Here is a 20,826-nt window from a genome sequence, read left to right on the forward strand (position 1 = left end):
GTGCATGACGACGCCGTTCTCGGACCTCGACCAGTACACCGCCCTCCCCCGCGTGGACGGGATCGCCCTGAGTCCGGACGGCTCGCGGGTCGCCCTGACCGTCAGCGTCCTCGACGCCGGCGGCACGGGGTACCGGCGGTCGGTCTGGGCGGTCCCCGCGGCGGTGACCGACGAGTCGGCCGCTCCGGTCCGGCTGACGCGCTCGGCCAAGGGTGAGGGCGGGATGTCGTTCACCCGCACCGGCGACCTGCTGTTCGTGTCCGGACGCCCCGACGGCGACGGTGACAAGGACAGCGACGCCGCGCAGCTCTGGGTCCTGCCGGCCGGTGGTGGAGAGGCACGACCGGTCACGAAGCTCGCGGGCGGGATCGGTGGGGTCCTCGGCACCGCGTCGCAGGCGGACACCGTCGCCGTGACGGCGGGGCTCCTGCCGGGCGCGGGCACGGACCGCACGGGTGTCGTCGCCGCCGATGCCGCGCTCCGTGGGCGGCGGAAGGACCGGAAGGTGCGGGCGATCCTGCACGAGACGTACCCGGTGCGCTTCTGGGACCACGACCTCGGCCCCGACGAGACGCACGTCCTCACGCTCGACCTCGCCACCCTGACCGAGGCATCGACCACCCGCGACGTGTCGACGAACACGACCGAGGACGGCACGGACGCCGGCGTCGATGCCGCCGCCGACACGTACCCGGCGCACCTCCCGGCGCTCTCCGACGTCACGCCCGCCCCGGGCCGCTCGCTCGAGCACGTCGCCGGAGCCGTCACCCCGGACGGCTCGACGGTCGTCGCCACGGTCGGCGTGCAGGAAGCGCGCGGCTCGCGCTCGACGATCGTCGCGATCGACATCGCGTCGGGCACCCGGACCGTCCTGCTCGACGACGTCGACGTCGACCACGAGATGCCGACGATCAGCCACGACGGTCGGACCCTCGCGTGGGTCCGGACCGAGCGGTTCACGCCCCGCGGCGCGACCGAGCAGGCGATCTGGGTCGCCCGGCTCGACGGATCCACGCTCTCGGACGCACGACGCATCGCGACCGAGTGGGACCGGTGGCCGAGCGAACTCGTGTTCGCGCACGACGACGGTGCGCTCCTGGCGACGGCGGACCACGACGGTCGCGCGCCGGTGTTCCGCCTCCCCCTCGACGGCGGCGCCGTCGAACAGCTGACCCACGACGACTGGGCGTACTCGAGCCTGCGCGTGGCGGCGGCGAGCGGCACGGTCGTGGCGCTCCGTGCCTCCTGGGCCGCGCCCCTGCACCCCGTGCGGATCGACGCGGACGGCACGGTGACGCCCCTCGCGACCCCGGCGCCGCTGCCCGAGGTCCCCGGCCACCTCGAAGAGGTCGAGACGACCGCGGCCGACGGCGCCCGGGTCCGCGGCTGGCTGCTGCTGCCGAACGACGAACCCGGTGCCGCCGGGCACCCGCTCCTGCTCTGGATCCACGGCGGTCCCCTCAACTCGTGGAACCAGTGGTCCTGGCGGTGGAACCCGCAGCTCGCGGCGGCGCAGGGGTACGCCGTGCTGCTGCCGGACCCGGCGCTGTCGACCGGGTACGGGCTCGACTTCATCAACCGCGGGTGGAACGCGTGGGGGCAGGCGCCCTACACCGACCTCATGGCGATCACCGACGCGGTCGTCGCCCGTGACGACGTCGACGAGACCCGCACCGCCGCGATGGGCGGGTCGTTCGGCGGCTACATGGCGAACTGGGTCGCCGGCCACACCGACCGCTTCCGGGCGATCGTCACGCACGCGAGCCTGTGGGCGCTCGACCAGTTCAACGGCACCACGGACATGTCCCAGTACTGGCAGTCGATCTTCGACGAGACCGGTCTGCACGAGAACGACCCGCACCGCTTCGTCGCGGACATCACGTCACCGATGCTCGTCATCCACGGCGACAAGGACTACCGGGTGCCGATCGGCGAGGGGCTGCGGCTCTGGTCCGAGCTCGCCGAGCACCACGCGGCGGAGGACGGCACGATACCGCACCGGTTCCTGTACTTCCCGGACGAGAACCACTGGGTGCTCAAGCCGCAGCACGCCGTGGTCTGGTACGAGACGGTGTTCGCGTTCCTCGAGCAGCACGTGCTCGGCGGCGAGTGGCGGCGGCCGGAGTTGCTCGGGTAGCGGGGCCGGGCGCGCGGGGCGGAGTCAGTGGAAGGCGCCGACCCGGAACGACATCGTCGATGTCGTACGACGTCGGCACCGTCGCACCCGCGCGCCCGCAACAGTTGCACTCGCAACGAACGACACGCTCGTCGTCGTACGACATGGGTCGTGTCGTTCGACAACCGCACCCGAACCGCCGCCAGCGCAGGACCGACGCCGGCATCGGCACCGGCGTCAGACGAACGCGGCCTGCCCCGTGATCGCCCGCCCGACGATGAGCGTGTTCACCTCGCGCGTGCCCTCGTAGGAGTAGATCGCCTCGGCGTCCGCGAAGAACCGGGCGACACCCTTGTCGAGCACGATCCCGTTGCCGCCCTGCACCTCGCGGCACCAGCCCACGGTCTCGCGCATCTTCGACGTCGCGAACGCCTTGGCCATCGCCGAGTGCTCGTCGCCCCCGGTGCCCGCGTCCTGCATGGCCGACGCCTGCGTGCAGAGCGCGATCGACGCGGTGATGTTCGCGAGCGACTTCACGAGCAGGTCCTGCACCATCTGGTGCGCGGCGATCGGCTTGCCGAACTGGATCCGGGTGCGGGCGTACTCCAGCGCGGCGTCGTAGGCACCGACCGCGATGCCGATCGCCTGCCACGCCACCTCGGTCCGGGTGAGCCGGAGCACCTCGGCGGTCGTGCGGAACGACTCGGCGCGCTGCAGCCGACGCGCCTCGGGCACCCGCACCCCGGTCATGACAATGTCGGCGTTCTGCACGCCCCGGAGCGCGATCTTGTCCTCGATCTTCGTCGCGGTGAAGCCCGGGGTGTCCGTCGTGACGAGGAACCCCTTCACCTGGTCGTCGGCGACGTCCTTGGCCCAGACCACGACGACGTCCGCGAAGGTCGCGTTGCCGATCCACCGCTTCTCGCCGTCGAGCACCCACGTGTCGCCCTCACGCCGGGCCGTCGTGCGGAGGCCGCGGGCGGAGTCGCTGCCGGACAGCGGCTCGGTCAGCCCGAACGCCCCGACGATCTCGCCGGCGGCCATGCGCGGCAGCCACTCCTGCTGCTGCTCGTCGCTGCCGGCGACCGCGATCGAGTTCATCGCGAGGCCGGACTGCACCCCGATGAACGTCGCGACGCTGGCGTCGACGCGCCCGAGCTCGAGCGCCGCCCACCCGCGGTACACCGCGGAGTTCTCGAACTGCCGGACGAGCGGGATGCCCGGGCCGTACATGCCGAGCTCCGACAACGGCGTGATGACCTGCATCGGGAACTCGGCGCGCGCCCAGTACTCGTCCGCGATCGGACGCACCTCGGACTCGAGGTAGCTGCGGAGTCGCCCGAGTGACTCGCGTTCCTGCTCGGTCAGCCCCTCTTGGAAGCGGTAGAAGTCGGACTCGAGCAGCGCGGTGGTGGGCGTCAGCGTTGACATGAGGTCCACGATGCATCATTCTCGGAAACGTTGCAAGGGAGGATCACCTGTACACATCGGATTCTGCGCTGCGCGCGTTCCGGGAGGCACGGCACACCTTCATCGCCGGCTCACGCATCGACATGGGCGCGTTGGCCACCTCGCTCGGCGTGGACCGCACGTCGCTGTTCCGGTGGGTCGGCAACCGTGACCGGTTGCTGTCCGAGATCCTGTGGTCGCTCGCCGTCCCGACCTTCGACGCGGCTGCCGCCGTGGCCGCCCCGTCCGGTGCGGCGCGCATCGTCGACGTGCTCGACCGCTTCACGGCGGACCTCATCGAGGCGCCCTACTTCCGGTCGTTCCTGACCCGCGAACCCGCCCGGGCGCTCCGCCTGCTCACCACGACCGAGAGCGACGTGCAGAGCCGGTTCGTCCGCCGGGTCACCGGCCTCGTCGAGGAGCAGCATGCGGCTGGGACGTTCGACCCGAGCCCGCTCTCCCCCGAGGAACTGGCCCGACTGCTCGTGCGCATCTCGGAGTCGTTCACCTACGCCGACCTCATCTCCGGGGAGACCCCCGACCCGGAACGCGCACGCGCCACGTTCGAGTACGTCCTCCGCCCCACCACGACGTCCCTTCTCGCGACAGGAGCCCGATGACCATCGACGACTACCCCTTCGTCCGGACGTACCCGACGCGGTGGAACGACAACGACATGTTCGGCCACGTGAACAACACGATCTACTACAGCGCGATGGACAACGCGGCCACGTACTGGTTCCGCGAGGCGGCCGGTCTCGACCCGTTCACGTCGGACTGGATCGCCGTGGTCGTGTCGTCCAGCTGCCGGTTCGTCGAGTCGGCGGTGTGGCCCGACGTCATCGAGATCGGCATGCGCTCGAAGCACCTCGGCCGGACGAGCCTGTCGTGGGAGTTCGGCCTCTTCCGGCAGTCGGACGGGACACTGCTCGCGACCGGGGAGTTCGTGCACGTCGTCATCGACCGCGAGGGCGACCGCCGGCCGGTCCCCCTGCCGGACTCCCTCCGCGAACTCGTCGCCGCCACGATGAGCGCCCCAGCGTCCGTCGCCGCCGACTGACGGCGCGTGGTGCGCCGGCGCGGCGGACGGCGCCGTCAGGGGCGGTAGTCCTCGCGGCGAGGGTTGTTGAGCCGAACCGCGAGGTCATCACCCGCAGGGTCGTGCCCGTTCCACGTCCCGACGACCTTCGCGATCGCCCTCAGCACGAAGCGGATCCCCCGGCCGATGACCCGCACGATGCGCATGCGTCGAGGATAGCTCGTGTCAGCCCTTGAGTGCCGCCAGCTCGAGGTTGATGTCGTCGGGGTCCTGCACCGACAGGATGACCATGCCCGCGTCGCCCAGGTCGGTCACCTCGCCGTGCTCGACACCGGCCGCATCGAGTCGAGCGGCCGCCTCGTGCAGTTCGTCCACGGAGCCGACCACGAAGCTCACGTGGTCGAGACCGACGGTCTCCGAGTCGAAGCGCTGGCCCGCCGGCGCCACCGGCCGGAGCCCGAACACCTGGTCGCCGAGCCGGAAGACGCTGCCGCCGTAGAAGCGCTCCCGGTCCTCGCGGACGCCGGGCTCGTCGACCTGGTCACTGAAGTCGATCGCGGGCTCCGTCCCGAGCAGCTGCTGGTAGAAGGCCTTGCTCCGGTGGATGTCGGTCACGGTGACGCGGACGTGTGCGAGTGCGGTGGGTCGTGCGAACGGTTCGGTCACGGCAGGTGCTCCTCAGGACGTGGCCGGAAGGGTCCGGCACCACACCGACGAAACGCGCCCCACCTGACCGGACGCCCCGACCATGCGGCGACCGGACAGCCGTAGGGTCGACCCGTGGGCTCATGGTTCTGGATCTCGATCTTCCTCATGGCGTACGGCGTCGTGCTGCTCGTGTTCCCGAAGCAGTTCGCCCGCTGGGGCCGGAAGCTGGAACAGATGCAGGGCGACCACTGGGCGGCCTCGATCCTCACGCCGGGCTTCATCAGGGTGATCGGCTGCCTCTTCATCGTCGGTCCCGGCCTGACCCTGATCGAGCTACTCCTGCACCGGGGACCGTGACCGCCTGACGCCGCCAGGCGCGGATCGTCCCCGCAGTCGACGTGCCGCCGGGCAGACGGCGCGCAGCGCCTGCGGGACACGCGGGACGCCGTGCCTCGCGCCCGATCAGGTCGTCCGTCAGGTGGTTCGGCGATCCGAAGCGGTCAGGTCGCGCCCCCGAGCACGATCGCGGAGACGATCCAGCCGAGCATCAGCGCCACGACGGCCAGCAGCAGAGGCGATCGAGGCGATCGACCCGAACGCCTGGCCGTCGCGAAGGTCCAGATCACGACGGCGACCAGTGCGCCGAGAAGGATCACCCAGGTCGCCCACCAGATGCCGCCGTGGGCCAGCGCGAGCGCGAGCCATCCACCCTGCGATGGGAGGACCAGCGCAGCGCCGACACGGTCTGCGACGGAGACCCGTTGCCCCGTCTGTCCGATCGAACTCGCGCCTCGCGCCACGCACCCAACCCACTGAGTGGAGTCGCCTGGAGGCGTCGGCGGGCGCCGGGCTAGATCAGGTCGTCCGTGAGGTGGTTCGGCGTACCGAAGCGGTGCGCCGTGATCGACACCGCCTGCTCGCGCACGAACGGCAGGATCTCGAGGCGCCCGGCCTCGGTCACCGGCTCCCCGTAGACCGCGACGTCCGGCCGTCCGCCGATCGCCGAGTACAGCGCCGACGTGTCCCCGCCGACGAGCCGCACGCGCCCGGACGGACCACTCGCCACCGCCGAGGCGAACGCCGCGTCGGAGTGCGACTGCGTCAGCGACCGAACGTTCGGCAGCGCCTTGACCGCGGCGGCGACGACCGGCGGCAGCGTCGAGATCGTCGAGACGTCGATCGTGGTGCCGGCTCGAACCGACGCGGCGACGACGCGGACGAGGTCCGTCACCGCGTCCTCCGCAGCGGAGGCCAGGCGCACCCGTACCGCCGGGTACGGCAGGTACCGGGCGATGTTCCGCTCGGCGGTCAGCGCCGACACGTCGGTCGCCGTGCCGAACAGGGACGACCAGGCCTGCTGGTCGGACGCCACGGCCCGGTCGAGCGACGGCGACGCAACACCCGAGGCGCCGACGAACGCGGCGACCGGTGCCGACGGGGACGAGCCGGACGTGGCTTCGGCGGGCGCCCACGAGCCGAGCCCGAGCAGGTAGTTCAGGCCACCGGCCTTGGTCCCGGCACCCACCGCCGACTTCTTCCACCCGCCGAACGGCTGGCGGCGGACGATCGCGCCCGTGATGCCGCGGTTGACGTAGAGGTTGCCCGCCTCGATGCGCGCGAGCCAGGTCCCGATCTCGGCCTGGTCGAGCGAGTGCAGGCCGGAGGTCAGGCCGTAGTCGACCTCGTTGACGATGTCGATCGCCTCGTCGAGGGTCTTCGCCGTCATGATGCCGAGGATCGGGCCGAAGTACTCGGTGCGGTGGAACGCCGAGCCACGTCGGACGCCGTCGCGGACGCCGGGGCTCCAGAGCCTGCCGGAGTCGTCGAGCTTCGCGGGCCGGACGGCCCAGGACTCCCCCGCGCCGAGCGTCGTGAGGCCGTCCAGCAGCTTGCCGGCAGCGGGCTCGATGACCGGGCCCATCTGGGTCGTCGGGTCGGTCGGGTAGCCGACGGTGAGCGACGACACGGCGTCGATGAGCTGCGAGCGGAAGCGCCGCGAGGTGGCGACGGACCCGACGAGCACGACGAGCGACGCTGCCGAGCACTTCTGGCCGGCATGCCCGAACGCCGACGCCACGACGTCCTTCACCGCGAGGTCGAGGTCGGCCGACGGCGTCACGATGATCGCGTTCTTGCCGGAGGTCTCGGCGAGCAGCGGCAGGTCGGGCCGGAACGAGCGGAAGAGCTCGGCGGTCTCGTACGCGCCCGTGAGGATCACCCGGTCGACGAGCGGCGAGGCGACGAGCTGCTGCCCGAGGTCGTTCTCCGACACCTGGACGAACGCGAGGACGTCGGCCGGAGCACCGTGGGCGTCGAGCGCAGTCTCGATGATCGAGGCGAGCACGGCACCGGAGCGCTCGGCGGGCGGCGCGGGCTTCAGCACCACGGCGGACCCGGCGGCGAGCGCGGCGAGGGTGGACCCGGCGGGGATCGCGACCGGGAAGTTCCACGGCGGTGCGACGAGCGTGAGGGCGGCCGGGGTGAAGGACGCGCCGTCGACGTCGTCGAGCTGTGCGGCGAGCTCGCCGTAGAAGTGCGCGAAGTCGATCGCCTCGGACACCTCGGGGTCGGCCTGGTCGATGGTCTTGCCGGTCTCGGACGCCATCACCTCGACGAGGGCGGCGCGGTTCGCCTCGAGCGCGTCGCCGACGGCGTGCAGCACGGCGGCCCGGGCGCCACCCGACCACGTTCCCCAGGTGGCGCCGGCGGCGCGGACGCGACCGAGGACGGACTCGAGCTGCGCGGCGGAGTCGAGCCGCGCCTCCTGGACGGCCGCGGTGCCGAGGGTCGAGGACGCGACCCGCGCGGTGATGGCGTCACCCCACGACCGGACCGACGCGACCGACGGGTCGCTGTCCGGGGTGTTCTCGAAGTGGCCGACGCGCGGGCGCTCGACGGCGGCGTAGCGGTCGGCCACGCGGTGGGAGGCCGGAGCGGCGAGGCCCTCGGGCGTGGCGAGCGGCTCGAGGGAGGCCCGGAAGCGCGCTTCCTCGCGGGCGAACAGCGCGGGCGAGGACACGAGGGAGAACACCGCGGACATGAAGTTCTCCTGCGACGCCCCTTCCTCGAGGCGGCGGATCAGGTAGGCGATCGCGACGTCGAACTCCTGCGGGTGGACGACCGGCGTGTAGAGCAGGAGCGAGCCGACGGTCTTCTTCACCGCGGCGGCCTGCCCCTGCGCCATGCCGAGGAGCATCTCGAACTCGATGCCGTCCCGCACCCCGCGCTCACCGGCGAGCAGCCAGGCGTGCGCGACGTCGAACAGGTTGTGCCCGGCGACGCCGACCCGGACGTTCTCGATGCGCGCGGGGGTCAGCGCCCAGTCGAGCACACGCTTGTAGTTGGTGTCGGAGTCCTGCTTGGTGTGCCAGGTCGCGAGGGGCCAGCCGTGCACGGATGCCTCGACCTGCTCCATCGGCAGGTTCGCACCCTTGACGAGGCGGACCTTGATGCCGGCGCCGCCACGTGCACGCCGTGCGGCGGACCACTCCTGCAGCTGTTCCATCGCGGCGAGCGCGTCGGGCAGGTACGCCTGCAGGACGATGCCGGCCTCGAGCGAGGTGAACTCGGGCTCGTCGAGGAGCTTCGTGAAGACCGCGATCGTGAGGTCGAGGTCCTTGTACTCCTCCATGTCGAGGTTGATGAACTTCTGCGGCGACGCTGCGGCAGCACGGCGGAAGAGCGGGCGGAGCTTGGCGATGATGTCCTCGACCGCGTGGTCGAACGCCCACGGCGAGTGCGGGTGCACGGTGGAGGAGACCTTGATCGACACGTAGTCGACGTCGTCACGGGCCAGGAGCTTGTGCGTGCCCTCGAGGCGCCGGGCGGCCTCGCCCTCGCCGAGGACGGCCTCGCCGAGCAGGTTCACGTTCAGGCGGACCCCGTCGCCCTTGATCCCCGCGATGGCCGGCCCGAGCTTGGCGTCGGTCGCGTCGACGATGAGGTGGCCGACCATCGTGCGGAGGACCCGTCGGGCGATCGGGACGACGACCCCCGGGAGGACCGGGGCCATGCCGCCGCCGAGTCGGACGAGTCCGCGGAGCGCCGCGGGGAGGAAGCCGGGGGCTCCGGGGGCGATCGCGCGGAGCTTCCGGGCGGCGACGCCGAGGTCTTCGGGGCGGACGACGCCGTCGACGAACCCCACGGCGAAGTCGAGGCCGGCGGGGTCGGCGAGCACGCCGGCGAGCTGCTTCGCCGAGCCGTCGACCGGGTGGGTCTCGGCCTCGGCGAGCCACTGTCGCACGAGCGCCACGGACTGGTCCGCGAGGGCGTCGTGATCGGTGGCGGGGTGCTCGTGCAGGGACGTCATGGGTTCAGTGTGGAGCGCTCGACCCATCAGCGGAAGCAACGGTTGGTGATGGATACCCGTAAGTTCCGCTACCGTGAACACGTGCTCGACGTCCGCCGTCTCGTCCTCCTCCGGGAGCTCTCCATCCGGGGCACGATCGCGGCCGTCGCCGAGGCGGTGAACTTCACCCCGTCGGCGGTGTCGCAGCAGCTCAGCGCCCTCGAACGCGAGGCCGGCGTCCCCCTCCTCCGCAAGGCCGGACGGCGGCTCCAGCTCACCCCGCAGGCCGAGGTCCTGGTGCAGGCCGCCGGTCACGTCCTCGACGTGCTCGAACAGGCGCAGTCGCAGGTCGAGGGCACGATGCCGACGGTGCAGGGACGCATCCGCGTCGCGGTGTTCCAGTCCGCCGCCCTCGCGCTGATGCCGAACGCGCTGCACGCCATGGCGACCGCGCACCCCGACGTGCGCATCGAGATGGTGCAGCGTGAACCGGAGACGGCGCTCCACGAGACCTGGGCGCGGGACTTCGACATGGTCATCGCCGAGCAGTACCCCGCGCACGCGGCGCCGCACCTGCCGGGGCTGCACCGCCAGGACCTCACGACCGACGCCGTCCGGCTCGCGCTGCCGCCGCTCGACACCGCGCTCGCGCCGGTGTCGTCGATCGAGGACGCCGAGGTGCTGCCGTGGGTCATGGAGCCACGCGGCACGGCCTCGCGGCACTTCGCCGAGCAGGTCTGCCGGCGGTGGGGCTTCGAGCCCGACGTCCGCTACGAGACCGCCGACCTGCAGACGCAGATCCGCCTCGTCGAGTCCGGCAACGCCGTGAGCCTCATGCCGGACCTGATGTGGACGGGTCGGACGACGACCTGCCGGTTGGTCGAGCTCCCGGAGCGGCCGCGCCGGACGATCTTCACGGTGGTCCGCACGGCCGGGTCCTCGTCGCCGGCGGTCCGCGCCCTCCGCGACGCCCTGGAGCGCGCGGCCGCCACCGTCGGCGACTGACCCGAGCGCGACCGACCCGAGCGCGACCGACCGTTCGCCCCGTCGTCGTCACCGGACCGAGACGGACCGGGTCGCCAGGATCGCCCGTGCCGCGACACCTCCAGGATGAGGGCACCTCCCGGTGTCCCGAACAGCATCCAGGGGGATCCCATGAAGCAGTCCTGCACCGCCGGTGTCCGACGCGGCGCCGCCATCGGCGCAGCCGTCGCCATCGTCACCGCCTCCTCGGCGTTCGGCATCGGCGCGACGAGCGCGATCGCCGACGAGGCTCCGACACCGGCCACGTCCGCCACCACCGTCACGACCGGCACGTCCGCCGACACGGGAGGCGCGGCGGCCGACACGACGTCGGCGACCGCCGACGAGACGGGGACGACTCCCCCCGCGAGCGCACCCACGGCGAGCGCGCCGGCCGAGGATGCTCCGGAGCAGTCCACCGCCGCCGCCCTCGCCTTCCCCGAGGGCACGACCGCCGACGCCCCGCTCGTCCTCACCGCGACCGCGGGCGACACCGTGTCCCGGACGTTCACCGCGACGGGCGGGTCGGGCACGGTGACGTACGCGGTGCGCGGCCCGGACGGCAGCCCGGTCATCGGCCAGGGCGACTTCAACGCCGACTTCTCGTTCGACGGGACCACCGGCACGCTGTCCGGGTCACCCCGGTACGCCCTCCGGACCTACACGTTCCAGGTCATCGCCACGAGCGGTTCCGAGACCGCCGTCGAGTACGTCGAGCTCACGGTGGAGCCCGGCGCCCCGGTCGGCGTGACCTTCTCGGCCTCGACCTCCGACTCCTCGGGCCTGTGGCAGGTGGAGCCCGACGGCACCATCTGGGAGCAGGCGGTCGGCCAGGGCCGCGTGCGGATCGTGCCCTCGGTCCCCGTGGTCGACGGGCAGTCGCTCACCCTCGCCGGCCTCGCGGTCGACGCCTTCGGCAACCGCGTCACAGGCAGCGACCAGGACGACGAGTACCCCCGTTCCACCGTCACGAGCACCGCCGCCGGAGACCGTGCCGTGTGGGACCCGAACGGCGCGAACGTGGTGACGTTCTCCGGCGCGGGCTCCCGCACGGTGACGGTCTCCGAGGGCGGCGTCTCCACCTCCTTCACCGTCGTCGTCACCGACGTGCCGTTCGCCTTCGTCGACCCATCGACCGCCGACGCCCCGATCGCGATCACACCGACCGCCGGCGAGGAGTTCACGCGGACGTTCGCGGTGACGGGAGCGACGGACCCGTCGGACGTCCGCTACGAGCTCCGCGGTGTCCAGGGCGAGCCCTTCGACGACACGTACGCGCGGAACGGGCTCGACCTCGCCGTCGACCCGGCCACGGGCGTGCTGACCGGGACCGGCACGGCGGCGACGTCGTTCCGGTTCCAGGTCGTCGCCACGAGCGGTGGGGAGCAGGCCGTCGCGAACGTCGAGGTCACCGTCTCCCCCGCGGCCTTCTCCAAGCTCGTCGTCGCGGTCCTGCCGTCCGACCGGGACCCGGAGTCCGAGACGTGGTCGATCGACGGCGACACGATCACGCACATCACCCCCGACGGCGGTTCTGCGGTCGTCGACGCGGTGCCCGCACGACAGGGGCAGCGCATGCTCGTGCTCGCGGTGCCGGTGGACGCTTACGGGAACGCGGTCGCCGACCACGACGACCTGACCGTCACGAGCGACGTCGCCAGTGACCGGATCGTCGGCGACCCGAGCACCGCCGGCACCTGGGTCACGTTCGAGCACGCGTCGCCGCACGTCGTGACCGTCGCGTACCAGGACCGCACGCAGGACATCCGGTTCGACGTCACCCCGACCGCCGCGACGACGGGAGCCACCACGACCACGGGCTCCAGCCGCCTCGCGTACACCGGCGCGGAGACCTCGGGTCCCCTCGCCTGGGCGCTCGGCCTGCTCGCCGCCGGCGGCGGTCTGCTGGTCCACCGGCTGCGTCGTCGTCGCGCCTGAGACCGCGTCATCGCGTGGGACGGGAGGCGCGGTGCCAGCTGGCACCGCGCCTCCCGTCCTGACGTCCCCCACCTGAACGAAACCCCAGGTCAGGACCTGAACGAATCGGAATGCTTCCGTGATGGAACCGCAATCTGGAAGCCACCCGGAGGATGCCGTCCGGACGTACGGTCGTCGCTGACAGGAGCGGATCGCCGCCCTGCACCAGAACGACCAGGGGAACCATGAACACCACCACTTCGTCGCGCCGTCGCGCGGCGCTCGTCACCGTCGCCGCATCCGCCGCCGTCGTCGCCGCCGGCTGCGGCGCCGTCTTCGGCGTGAGCGCCGCGACCGCCTCGACGCCGTCGTCGACGCAGCACGTCGCCGCCGCCACACCCGCTCCGCTCGCCTTCACGCAGAGCTCCTCCGCCGCCCACCCGATCGCGCTCACCGCGACCGCGGGGAAGGCCTTCTCGCACACCTTCACCACGAACGCGAAGGCGGGGACGGTCGCCTACGCCATGGACGAGGGCCCGGGGCTCACCGCCGACTCGCCGCGCGCGTCGGACCACTTCTCGGTGAACACGAACACCGGCGTCCTGTCCGGCACGGGGGTGGAGAGCGGGATCTGGGACTTCCAGGTCGTCGCGCTCCGTGACGGTGTCGAGGCCCACGCGTACGTGCAGCTCACCGTGAAGCCGGGGGCAGCGGTCGGCGTGCGGACGTACGTCTCGCAGCCGAACACCACCGCACCGATCTGGTACATCGCCCCGAACGGAGTCATCCACCAGCGACTGACCCCCACCAGCAAGGCGACGATCGTCAAGTCCGTCCCCGCGACCCGGCTCGAGCAGTTCGTCGTCTCCGGGGTCGCGGTCGACGCCGAGGGCAACGTCATCAAGGCCCCCGACGAGGGCGGTGACCCGTCCACGGTCACGAGCAACATCACGTCGGACCACGTCACCCGGACCGGCGCCGAGGACACGATCACGATCAGCGGGGCGTGGTCGCACCGGCTCACCGTGACCCAGGAGCACGCGCACACGTCGTTCACCGTCTCGGTGGCGCACGCGACGCACTGATCGTCCACCCCGACCGCAGGCAGGGAGCCGTCCGGCGCCCTGCCTGCGGTGTTCCGCACGCACCCCCAAGCCAGGTCACATTTCGGGTTCGGACGTCGCCGTCACGCGCGCGTACCCCTACGATCCGATCAGGCCGAGGATTCTCGGCAGATTCTTACGATCCGGTAGTCGACCGGACCTGAACACCTGGGGGAACACGTGCGCCGCAGCACTTCCACCGTCCGACGCGCCTGCGCGCTCGGGACCACCGCCGCGCTCATCGCGCTGACGACGGGTCTCGGCATCGCGACCGCGACGGCAGCACACGCCGAGGGCACCGACACGTCGGTCCCGACGCAGACCGCGACGGCCGACCCGACGCCGACCGACGCACCCACGGACCCGACGCCGACCGACGCGCCGACCGACCCCACGCCGACGGACGCGCCCACCGACCCGACGCCGACCGACGAGCCGGCATCCCCGGAGACGACCGCGCCGAGCACGCCCGAGTCCACCACCGCGCCGACCGCTCCGCGGGCAGCATCGACGGACGCTCCCGTCACCCCCCTGGCCGCCGACCCCACGGTCACTGTCTCCGGCGACGCGAAGGTCGGGTCCGAACTGACGGCGGACACGACCGGGTTCGACGCGGACGGCTCCTTCAAGTACGTCTGGACCGAGGCCGACGCCGGCCCGACGCCGACGACGATCGCCAAGACCCAGACCTACACGGTCGACCCGGTCGAGGCCGGCAAGCAGCTCGTCGTGACCGTGACCGGCGACCTGCCGGGCGGCGGCCGCGGATCGGTGACCTCGGACCCGACCGCGGTCGTCACACAGGACCCGGTGTTCGTCGACGCCGACGGCACGCCCGTCGCCGAGGGCACCGACATCGACGACCCGCTGTACCTCGACGCCACGGCCGGCGACGCGTTCTCGTACACGTTCCGCGCACAGGGCTACCCGGCGCCGACCTACGAGCTGGACTGGTTCTACGGCGACGAGGAGGACTCCGCTGACTCCATCGTCGAGTCCAAGTCGCAGGCCGACTCCATCGCGGTCGGGTACGGCTTCGAGGAGGACGGCGACTACACCGTCGACGACCAGCTCCCCGAGGGCATCACGTTCGACCCGACCACCGGCGAGCTGAGCGGCACCGCGACCCTCGCGTCGTTCTACGACTTCGCCGTCACGGCCACGAGCGGCGACATCTCGACCACGCAGTACGTCGAGCTGACCGTCGACCACGCCGCCGCGTTCGGCATCACGGCGTTCACGTTGGACGAGAAGTCGATCACCGCCCGGGACAAGCGCATCTGGCTCATCCAGCCGGACGGCACGATCTACACCGTCGACCTGTCGACCGACGAGGACGGTTTCCCCGAGGAGCTCACCCTCACGCCGACCGGCCGTCCCACCGTGGCGCAAGGCGGCACGCTCGTCGTGTCCGGCTCGCCCGTCGACCGCTTCGGCAACGACGCGACGGACTTCGACGACGAGGGCAACCCCACGTTCGTCCCGACCGTCACCTCGAACGTCGCCAGTGACGTCGTCGCCCCGTACGAGGAGAACGGCGCCGAGGGGCAGGGCGTCTACGGCGTCACGTTCCCGCACGCGTCGATCCACACGCTGACGGTGTCGAGCGGTGCGCTCCAGCCGCTCTCGTTCGCGGTCGACGTGCGCCCGACCACCCCGACGGTGGCGGTCGTCACGCCCACCACCGCGAAGGGTCAGCTCGCCTACACCGGTTCGGACGCGACGGGAGCCCTGCCGTGGGCCCTCGCCCTCGTCCTCGCCGGCGCCGGCCTGATCGGTGCGCGCGCCCTGCGCCGCCGTCACACCCAGCGCTGACACCGGACGCCTCCCGTCGGTCGCGTACCCGCGTGACCGACGGGAGGCCCACCTCGGCCCCGCCTCGCCCCGCACCGGCGCGGCGGGGCCGTTCCCGTCATCCGGCGCGCGTCGCTCGGTAGCGTGGGGACCATGCCCACCCTCCTGCACATCGACTCCTCGGCCGACCTCGCGCACTCCCGCTCCCGCGCCCTCACCGCGGCCTTCGCGGACGCCTGGCGCGCACGCGGTCCGGAGTACACCGTCGTCCGACGCGACCTGCACGTCGACCAGCTCCCCCACCTCGAGACCTCGGCGCTGCACTGGGCGGCCGCCGACCGCACCGACGACGAGGTGGTCGCGCCCGCGGACGACGCTCGCCGACAGGAGGTCATCGACGAACTCCTCGGCGCCGACGTCGTCGTGGTCGGTGCGCCGCTGTACAACTACACGGTGCCGTCGACCCTCAAGGCCTGGATCGACCGCGTCCACGTGCCCGGCGTCCTCGCGGGCGACGTGCAGCCGCTCGCCGGTCGGCCCGTCGTGACCGTCGTCAGCCGTGGCGCCACCTACGACGCCGGCACCCCGACCGAGGGCTGGGACCACGGCTCGCCGGTCCTGCAGCTCATCCTCGGGACGGCGCTCGGCATGAAGCCGTACCCGATCACCGTGAGCGCGACCCTCGCGGACCGGCTGCCCGACCTGGCGCCGCTCGCCGACCACGCCGCCGCGGAGTTCGCCGACGCGAGGACGACGCTGGAGCGCCTCGCCGCGACGCTCGGCTGAGCCCGGCCGCGGTCAGGCCGCGCGTCCCGCACGACCGAAGTGCGTCCGCGCCGTGGGAATCCACGGCGCGGACGCACCTGCGTTGTGCGAGGGCGGTGCGAACCGCGGACCCGCGGACCGCGTCCGGCCGCGTCAGGCGGGCCGGACCTCGTCGGCGCGGCCGAGCAGCGCCGCGTGGAAGGCCGTCTGCGTCAGGGCGCTGGCGAGCAGGAACCCCGTCATCGACTCGATCCCGCCGCTGAACGATACCCGGGACGCCACCTCGTAGAGCGTCGGCGAGGACAGGGCGTCGAGTGCCGCGGCGACGTGCCGCGACCGCTCCTCGCGGTGCTTCGCCAAGGTGCGGGCACGCGTGACGACGTCGCGGAAGCGGTACTCGTGGCCCGGGCACACCTCGAGGTCGGCGTAGCCGTCGAGCCGTCCGAGCGACGCCAGGTAGTCGCCGAGCGGGTTCGCGCCGGTCCGGCCACCCAGACCGATCCCGGAGTTGATGCGCGGCAGGACGTGGTCGCCGGTGAAGAGCAGCCCGTCGGCCTCGTCCACGAAGCAGCAGTGGCCCGCGGTGTGCCCCGGGGTCCAGAGGGTCCGGATCGTCCGCCCGGCGACCGGCAGCACGTCGCCGTCCTCGAGGAGCAGGTCGGCGAACGGCTCGGCGGTCCGCCCGAGTCCGATCCGCCGGCCGCTCCCCCAAGCCTCGACCACGCCGGCGCGGAGGTGCTCCGGCAGTCCCCAGGTCGCGATGTCGGCGTCGTTCGCCGCGGCGTCCTCGCGTTCACGGCGGAGCGCGTCGACCTCGAGCCGGTGCATCGCGACCCGGGCACCGGTGGCGCGGCGGATCGCGGCGGCCGCACCGAGGTGGTCCGCGTGCAGGTGCGTCACGACGACGAGCCCGACCTCGTCGAGGGACCGGCCGATCCCGGCGAGACCGTCGCGGAGGGCGTCGAGGTCGTCGTCGGCCGTCCACCCCGGGTCGATCAGGGTCAGCGCGCCGTCGGAGCCCTCGACGGCGTAGACGAGGGTCGCGTCGGGCACACCGAAGCGGAACGGCACCGCGAGCGTCCAGATGCCCGGCCGGACCGCCTCGACGGGCGGCAGGACGCCGGCCTGCAACGCGGCGGCCTGCACGGGGCTGATCGGTTCCGGTGCCGGCGCTGCCGGCGGGGGCACGGTCGTCACGTGACCACCCTAGCGACCGGGCCGGCGCGGACGGGCCGAGCCGCGCCTCCAGGCCCGTGGTCACGGGACACCGGACCGGCCCTGCCGGACGGACGCGACCACCCGAGTAGACAGGGCGCATGGAGATCGCACCGATGCTCGCCAAGGCCGTCGCCACCGTGCCCGACCCCGAAAGCGTCCGTGGTGGCCTGCGCTACGAGCCGAAGTGGGACGGCTTCCGCGGCATCGTGACGATCGACGGCGACGACGTCGAGATCGGCAGCCGTGGTGCGAAGCCGCTCACCCGCTACTTCCCGGAGCTCGTCGCGGCGTTCCGGGCACAGTTCGGCGGCCGCGCGCACCCGGTGGTGCTCGACGGCGAGGTGATCCTGCGCTCCGGGGAGGCCGGGGCGGAGCGGCTCGACTGGGAGGCGCTGTCGCAGCGGATCCACCCCGCGGCCTCACGCATCGCGACGCTCAGCGCCGAGACCCCCGCGCAGTTCGTCGCGTTCGACCTGCTCGCGGTCGACGGCGAGGAGCTGCTGGACCTGCCGTTCGACGAGCGTCGCTCGCGCCTGGACGCGCTCGCGACGGGCATGTCCGACCCGCTCTACGTCACGCGCACCACCCTCGACGTCGACCTCGCCCGCGACTGGCTCACCACGTTCGAGGGCGCCGGGCTCGACGGTGTCGTCGCGAAGCCCCGCGCGAAGCCGTACGAACCGAACAAGCGCACGATGCTCAAGGTGAAGCACCACCGGACCGCGGACGTCGTGGCGATCGGCTACCGGGTCCACAAGAGCGGGACCGGCGTCGGCTCCCTGCTCGTCGGGCTGTACGGCGATGACGGCGAGCTCCGCCAGGTGGGCGGCGTCTCCGCCTTCTCGGACAAGCGCCGGGCCGAGTTGGTCGACGAGCTCGACCCGGTGGTCCTCCGGGACGACGACGGGAGGCCCGTCACCGGTGCCGGGGAACGGTCGCGGTTCTCGTCGGGTCGCGACACGTCGTTCGTCCGGCTGGTGCCGTCGCTGGTCCTCGAGGTCCGGTACGACCAGATGGAGGGCGACCGGTTCCGGCACACGGTCCAGTTCGAACGGTGGCGTCCGGACCGCGAGGCCGCGTCGTGCGGCTTCGACCAGCTCGAGGTCCCGGCCGCCTACGATCTCGACGCCGTCCTCATGTCCGATTGACGCTCACACATTGATGTAGTTAGGCTAACTAGGTAACTTGATCCATGCGGACGCATCCGCATCGAGCAGACGGGAGCGGGACATGATCATCGACGGCATCAGCGACGTCCACCGCGGGACGTGGTCCCGTCTGACGCGTCTGCACACGGCGAGCGTCTCGCTCCCCACGCACACCACCCGGGTCGCCGAGCCCGAGGGTCGCGCCGAGGACTGCGCCACCGTCTGACGCGTCCGTCAGGAGCTCCTGGCGCGTCCGTCAGGCCTTCCTCGCGCGTGACGGCTGGACGCGCGGCGGCTCCCCCGGCATCTTCGGGAAGTCCGGCGGGAACGGCAGCTCGCCCTCGCCGTTCGCCAGGTCGCGTTCCCACCACGCCAGGAGCGGTGCGATGCTCGCGGGGTCGTCGTGCATGCCCTCCCACGGGTCGCCGGTGGTCCGCAGGCGATCCGGGACTGACCGGACCGTGAACGTCGTCGGGTCCGCGTCGTCGAGCTCGTCCCACGTGATCGGGGTCGACACCGCGGCGTGCGCCAGTGCCCGCGGGCTGTAGGCGCCCGCCATCGTCCGGTCGCGGTTCGCCTGGTTGAAGTCGACGAACACCCGCTCGCCGCGCTCCTCCTTCCACCACGCCGTCGTCACCCGGTCGGGCATCCGGCGCTCGAGCTCGCGCGCCGCGGCGATCACCGCGTGCCGGACGTCGAGGAACTCGTGCTCGGGGTGGATCGGCGCGAAGACGTGCAACCCGCGGTTCCCGCTCGTCTTGATCCACGCCGTCAGCCCGACCTCGTCGAGCACCTTCCGCAGCTCGTGGGCGATCGGGACGGTGTCGTGGAAGTCGGTGCCGGGCTGCGGGTCGAGGTCGATGCGGAGCTGGTCCGGGTGGTCGGCGTCCTCCGCACGGGAGGCCCACGGGTGGAAGACCACCGTGTTCATCTGCGCCGCCCAGACCGCGACGGCCGGCTCGTCCACCACGAGCTGCGGGTGCTGCCGACCGCTCGGGTAGGTGACCGTGACCGCGCGGACGTAGTCGGGGGCACCCTTCGGCGGGTTCTTCGAGAAGAACTGCTCGCCGTCGACGCCGCCCGGGAACCGCTGCAACGAGATCGGACGGTCCCCGTTCGCCCGGACGAACGCGGCACCGACGGCGACGAGGTACTCCGCCAGGTCGAGCTTCGTGATCCCGGCGTGGGGCCAGAGCACGCGGGAGGGGCTGCTGATCCGGACCTCCCGGTCGCCGTCGGGCCCCGGGACCGTCAGCGTCGTCGCTTCGCTCGCCATGCAGCGGACCGTACACGGGCGGGCCCGCGCCCGGCCCCAGCCGCGCCCCTGCCGTCCTCGCCCGCCCGCCTCGCCTGCCCGCCCGCCTGCCTCGACGAGCGGGCAGAATACGTCCCGCTCGACGCGCGGGAGCGGCATCTTTCGCCCGCTCGGCGGACCGCGCGCGGCACGTCGCGCCCGCTCGGCGTGCACGATGGACGGGTGAACGCGTACCTCGGGGTCGACCTGGCGTGGGGCCTCGGCACCGCGACCCGTGCACCGAACGAGACCGGACTCGTCGCGATGGACGCCGGCGGCCGGGTGACCGACGCAGGCTGGGCCCGGGGCGTCGACGCCGTCACCGACTGGATCGTCGCACACCTCGGCGAGCGATCCCTCATCGCCGTGGACGCCTCGCTCGTCGTGACGAACCCGACGGGCATCCGCGAGGCCGAACGGCAGGTCGGCCAGCGCTACGGCCGGTGGAAGGTCGCGGCGAACCCGACGAACCTCGCATCCGCGGCGAGCGCCGGAGCCCGACTCCTCGAGCGGCTGACGGCCCTGGGCGTCGGGTACGTGTCGTCGACGGCGGCGATGCGGGAGCGGACGGGGCCGGCGATGTTCGAGTGCTACCCGTACACGACGCTCGTCGGCGTCGAGGAGCTCGGCTACGACGTCGAGCGGCCGCGCTACAAGCGGCTCGACCTCACGGTCCCGCCGGCGACGGCCCGGGCTCGGCGGGCGGCGGCGTTCGACGAACTCGTGCGCCGGCTTCGCGAGACGCCGCTGGACCCACCGCTCCGGCTCGACACGCATCCACTGACCCGGGCACTGGCGGACTCCTCCGGGATCCACGGGCCGACGCACAAGCACCGGGAGGACCTGCTCGACGGCGCACTGTGCGCCTGGACGGCCGCGTTCTGGGAGCGGCACGGCGACGAGCGGGTGCAGATCCTGGGAGGCGATCCGCGCCTCCCGTCCGACGCCCTGGACGAGGCGGGCCGACGGCCCGTCGTGGTGGCACCCGCGCGCCCGTCGCAGCGGCCGACGCGCGGCTAGGCTT

At 72.5% G+C, this 20,826-nt stretch carries 19 protein-coding genes; 12 read left to right on the forward strand and 7 right to left on the reverse strand.

Annotated features, from left to right (window positions below; genetic code table 11):
* Positions 1–4 precede the first annotated feature (4 nt).
* The gene (locus tag ACQXVK_RS13550) at positions 5–2,137 is read left to right on the forward strand and encodes an alpha/beta fold hydrolase (RefSeq protein ID WP_430853877.1); all 2,133 of its coding nucleotides are present in this window, start codon (positions 5–7) and stop codon (positions 2,135–2,137) included.
* A 216-nt stretch (positions 2,138–2,353) separates the two neighbouring features.
* Here ACQXVK_RS13550 and ACQXVK_RS13555 read toward each other — a convergent pair whose 3' ends face one another.
* The gene (locus ACQXVK_RS13555; RefSeq protein ID WP_430853878.1) at positions 2,354–3,547 is read right to left on the reverse strand and encodes an acyl-CoA dehydrogenase family protein; all 1,194 of its coding nucleotides are present in this window, start codon (positions 3,545–3,547) and stop codon (positions 2,354–2,356) included.
* A 122-nt stretch (positions 3,548–3,669) separates the two neighbouring features.
* On the opposite strand from ACQXVK_RS13555, the gene ACQXVK_RS13560 reads away from it, so the two are divergent.
* Positions 3,670–4,185 carry a QsdR family transcriptional regulator gene (locus tag ACQXVK_RS13560; protein WP_430853879.1) on the forward strand — a complete coding sequence of 172 codons (516 nt, stop codon included), beginning with the start codon at positions 3,670–3,672 and terminating at the stop codon, positions 4,183–4,185.
* On the forward strand, positions 4,182–4,625 hold the full coding sequence (locus ACQXVK_RS13565) for an acyl-CoA thioesterase (protein ID WP_430853880.1): 444 nt from the start codon (positions 4,182–4,184) through the stop codon (positions 4,623–4,625). Before ACQXVK_RS13560 ends, ACQXVK_RS13565 begins: the two co-directional genes overlap by 4 nt.
* 35 nt (positions 4,626–4,660) lie before the next feature.
* On the opposite strand, the gene ACQXVK_RS13570 is transcribed toward ACQXVK_RS13565, so the two are convergent.
* Together ACQXVK_RS13570 and ACQXVK_RS13575 are read right to left on the reverse strand one after the other, a co-directional pair.
* Complete coding sequence (locus ACQXVK_RS13570) at positions 4,661–4,810, reverse strand: hypothetical protein (protein ID WP_430853881.1); 150 nt, start codon at positions 4,808–4,810, stop codon at positions 4,661–4,663.
* Between the two features lie 19 nt (positions 4,811–4,829).
* Positions 4,830–5,270: a VOC family protein gene (locus ACQXVK_RS13575; protein WP_402261962.1), complete on the reverse strand. Its 441-nt coding sequence runs from the start codon at positions 5,268–5,270 to the stop codon at positions 4,830–4,832.
* 114 nt (positions 5,271–5,384) lie between these two features.
* Here ACQXVK_RS13575 and ACQXVK_RS13580 point away from each other — a divergent pair, with 114 nt between their 5' ends.
* Complete coding sequence (locus ACQXVK_RS13580) at positions 5,385–5,609, forward strand: hypothetical protein (RefSeq protein WP_022908120.1); 225 nt, start codon at positions 5,385–5,387, stop codon at positions 5,607–5,609.
* A 143-nt stretch (positions 5,610–5,752) separates the two neighbouring features.
* Here ACQXVK_RS13580 and ACQXVK_RS13585 read toward each other — a convergent pair whose 3' ends face one another.
* Both ACQXVK_RS13585 and ACQXVK_RS13590 read right to left on the reverse strand, forming a co-directional pair.
* Positions 5,753–5,908, reverse strand: a complete 156-nt coding sequence (locus ACQXVK_RS13585; protein ID WP_402261960.1) for a hypothetical protein — start codon at positions 5,906–5,908, stop codon at positions 5,753–5,755.
* A gap of 194 nt (positions 5,909–6,102) precedes the next feature.
* Positions 6,103–9,561 carry a proline dehydrogenase family protein gene (locus tag ACQXVK_RS13590; protein WP_430853882.1) on the reverse strand — a complete coding sequence of 1,153 codons (3,459 nt, stop codon included), beginning with the start codon at positions 9,559–9,561 and terminating at the stop codon, positions 6,103–6,105.
* Between the two features lie 81 nt (positions 9,562–9,642).
* Between ACQXVK_RS13590 and ACQXVK_RS13595 the strand changes: the two genes are divergently transcribed.
* From ACQXVK_RS13595 to ACQXVK_RS13615, 5 genes are all read left to right on the forward strand, one after another.
* Complete coding sequence (locus tag ACQXVK_RS13595; RefSeq protein WP_022908118.1) at positions 9,643–10,545, forward strand: LysR family transcriptional regulator; 903 nt, start codon at positions 9,643–9,645, stop codon at positions 10,543–10,545.
* Between the two features lie 150 nt (positions 10,546–10,695).
* A complete protein-coding gene (locus ACQXVK_RS13600; RefSeq protein ID WP_430853883.1) occupies positions 10,696–12,501 on the forward strand; it encodes a hypothetical protein in 1,806 nt (601 codons plus the stop codon).
* A 224-nt stretch (positions 12,502–12,725) separates the two neighbouring features.
* On the forward strand, positions 12,726–13,565 hold the full coding sequence (locus ACQXVK_RS13605) for a hypothetical protein (RefSeq protein WP_416395387.1): 840 nt from the start codon (positions 12,726–12,728) through the stop codon (positions 13,563–13,565).
* A 198-nt stretch (positions 13,566–13,763) separates the two neighbouring features.
* Positions 13,764–15,398: a putative Ig domain-containing protein gene (locus ACQXVK_RS13610; RefSeq protein ID WP_430853884.1), complete on the forward strand. Its 1,635-nt coding sequence runs from the start codon at positions 13,764–13,766 to the stop codon at positions 15,396–15,398.
* A 132-nt stretch (positions 15,399–15,530) separates the two neighbouring features.
* Positions 15,531–16,163, forward strand: a complete 633-nt coding sequence (locus ACQXVK_RS13615) for an FMN-dependent NADH-azoreductase (protein WP_430853885.1) — start codon at positions 15,531–15,533, stop codon at positions 16,161–16,163.
* A 132-nt stretch (positions 16,164–16,295) separates the two neighbouring features.
* Here the strand turns inward: ACQXVK_RS13615 and ACQXVK_RS13620 are convergent, their stop codons facing one another.
* Complete coding sequence (locus ACQXVK_RS13620) at positions 16,296–17,339, reverse strand: MBL fold metallo-hydrolase (RefSeq protein ID WP_430853886.1); 1,044 nt, start codon at positions 17,337–17,339, stop codon at positions 16,296–16,298.
* Between the two features lie 119 nt (positions 17,340–17,458).
* On the opposite strand from ACQXVK_RS13620, the gene ACQXVK_RS13625 reads away from it, so the two are divergent.
* The gene (locus ACQXVK_RS13625) at positions 17,459–18,508 is read left to right on the forward strand and encodes an ATP-dependent DNA ligase (protein ID WP_430853887.1); all 1,050 of its coding nucleotides are present in this window, start codon (positions 17,459–17,461) and stop codon (positions 18,506–18,508) included.
* A gap of 82 nt (positions 18,509–18,590) precedes the next feature.
* A complete protein-coding gene (locus ACQXVK_RS13630; RefSeq protein WP_402261939.1) occupies positions 18,591–18,734 on the forward strand; it encodes a hypothetical protein in 144 nt (47 codons plus the stop codon).
* Positions 18,735–18,764: 30 nt separating this feature from the next.
* Here the strand turns inward: ACQXVK_RS13630 and ligD are convergent, their stop codons facing one another.
* Positions 18,765–19,784, reverse strand: coding sequence for a non-homologous end-joining DNA ligase (ligD, locus tag ACQXVK_RS13635; RefSeq protein ID WP_430853888.1), 1,020 nt, complete (start codon positions 19,782–19,784; stop codon positions 18,765–18,767).
* A gap of 201 nt (positions 19,785–19,985) precedes the next feature.
* Between ligD and ACQXVK_RS13640 the strand changes: the two genes are divergently transcribed.
* Positions 19,986–20,822: a DUF429 domain-containing protein gene (locus ACQXVK_RS13640; RefSeq protein ID WP_430853889.1), complete on the forward strand. Its 837-nt coding sequence runs from the start codon at positions 19,986–19,988 to the stop codon at positions 20,820–20,822.
* The last annotated feature ends 4 nt before the right edge of the window (positions 20,823–20,826 follow it).

This window comes from Curtobacterium sp. AB451, assembly GCF_050585845.1.
Lineage (GTDB): Bacteria > Actinomycetota > Actinomycetes > Actinomycetales > Microbacteriaceae > Curtobacterium.

Coding starts and splice junctions, on each gene's coding strand:
- ACQXVK_RS13550 (WP_430853877.1), top strand. CDS start 5: ATGACGACGCCGTTCTCGGACCTCGACCAGTACACCGCCCTCCCCCGC.
- ACQXVK_RS13555 (WP_430853878.1), bottom strand. CDS start 3,547: ATGTCAACGCTGACGCCCACCACCGCGCTGCTCGAGTCCGACTTCTAC.
- ACQXVK_RS13560 (WP_430853879.1), top strand. CDS start 3,670: ATGGGCGCGTTGGCCACCTCGCTCGGCGTGGACCGCACGTCGCTGTTC.
- ACQXVK_RS13565 (WP_430853880.1), top strand. CDS start 4,182: ATGACCATCGACGACTACCCCTTCGTCCGGACGTACCCGACGCGGTGG.
- ACQXVK_RS13570 (WP_430853881.1), bottom strand. CDS start 4,810: ATGCGCATCGTGCGGGTCATCGGCCGGGGGATCCGCTTCGTGCTGAGG.
- ACQXVK_RS13590 (WP_430853882.1), bottom strand. CDS start 9,561: ATGACGTCCCTGCACGAGCACCCCGCCACCGATCACGACGCCCTCGCG.
- ACQXVK_RS13600 (WP_430853883.1), top strand. CDS start 10,696: ATGAAGCAGTCCTGCACCGCCGGTGTCCGACGCGGCGCCGCCATCGGC.
- ACQXVK_RS13605 (WP_416395387.1), top strand. CDS start 12,726: ATGAACACCACCACTTCGTCGCGCCGTCGCGCGGCGCTCGTCACCGTC.
- ACQXVK_RS13615 (WP_430853885.1), top strand. CDS start 15,531: ATGCCCACCCTCCTGCACATCGACTCCTCGGCCGACCTCGCGCACTCC.
- ACQXVK_RS13625 (WP_430853887.1), top strand. CDS start 17,459: ATGGAGATCGCACCGATGCTCGCCAAGGCCGTCGCCACCGTGCCCGAC.
- ACQXVK_RS13630 (WP_402261939.1), top strand. CDS start 18,591: ATGATCATCGACGGCATCAGCGACGTCCACCGCGGGACGTGGTCCCGT.
- ligD (WP_430853888.1), bottom strand. CDS start 19,784: ATGGCGAGCGAAGCGACGACGCTGACGGTCCCGGGGCCCGACGGCGAC.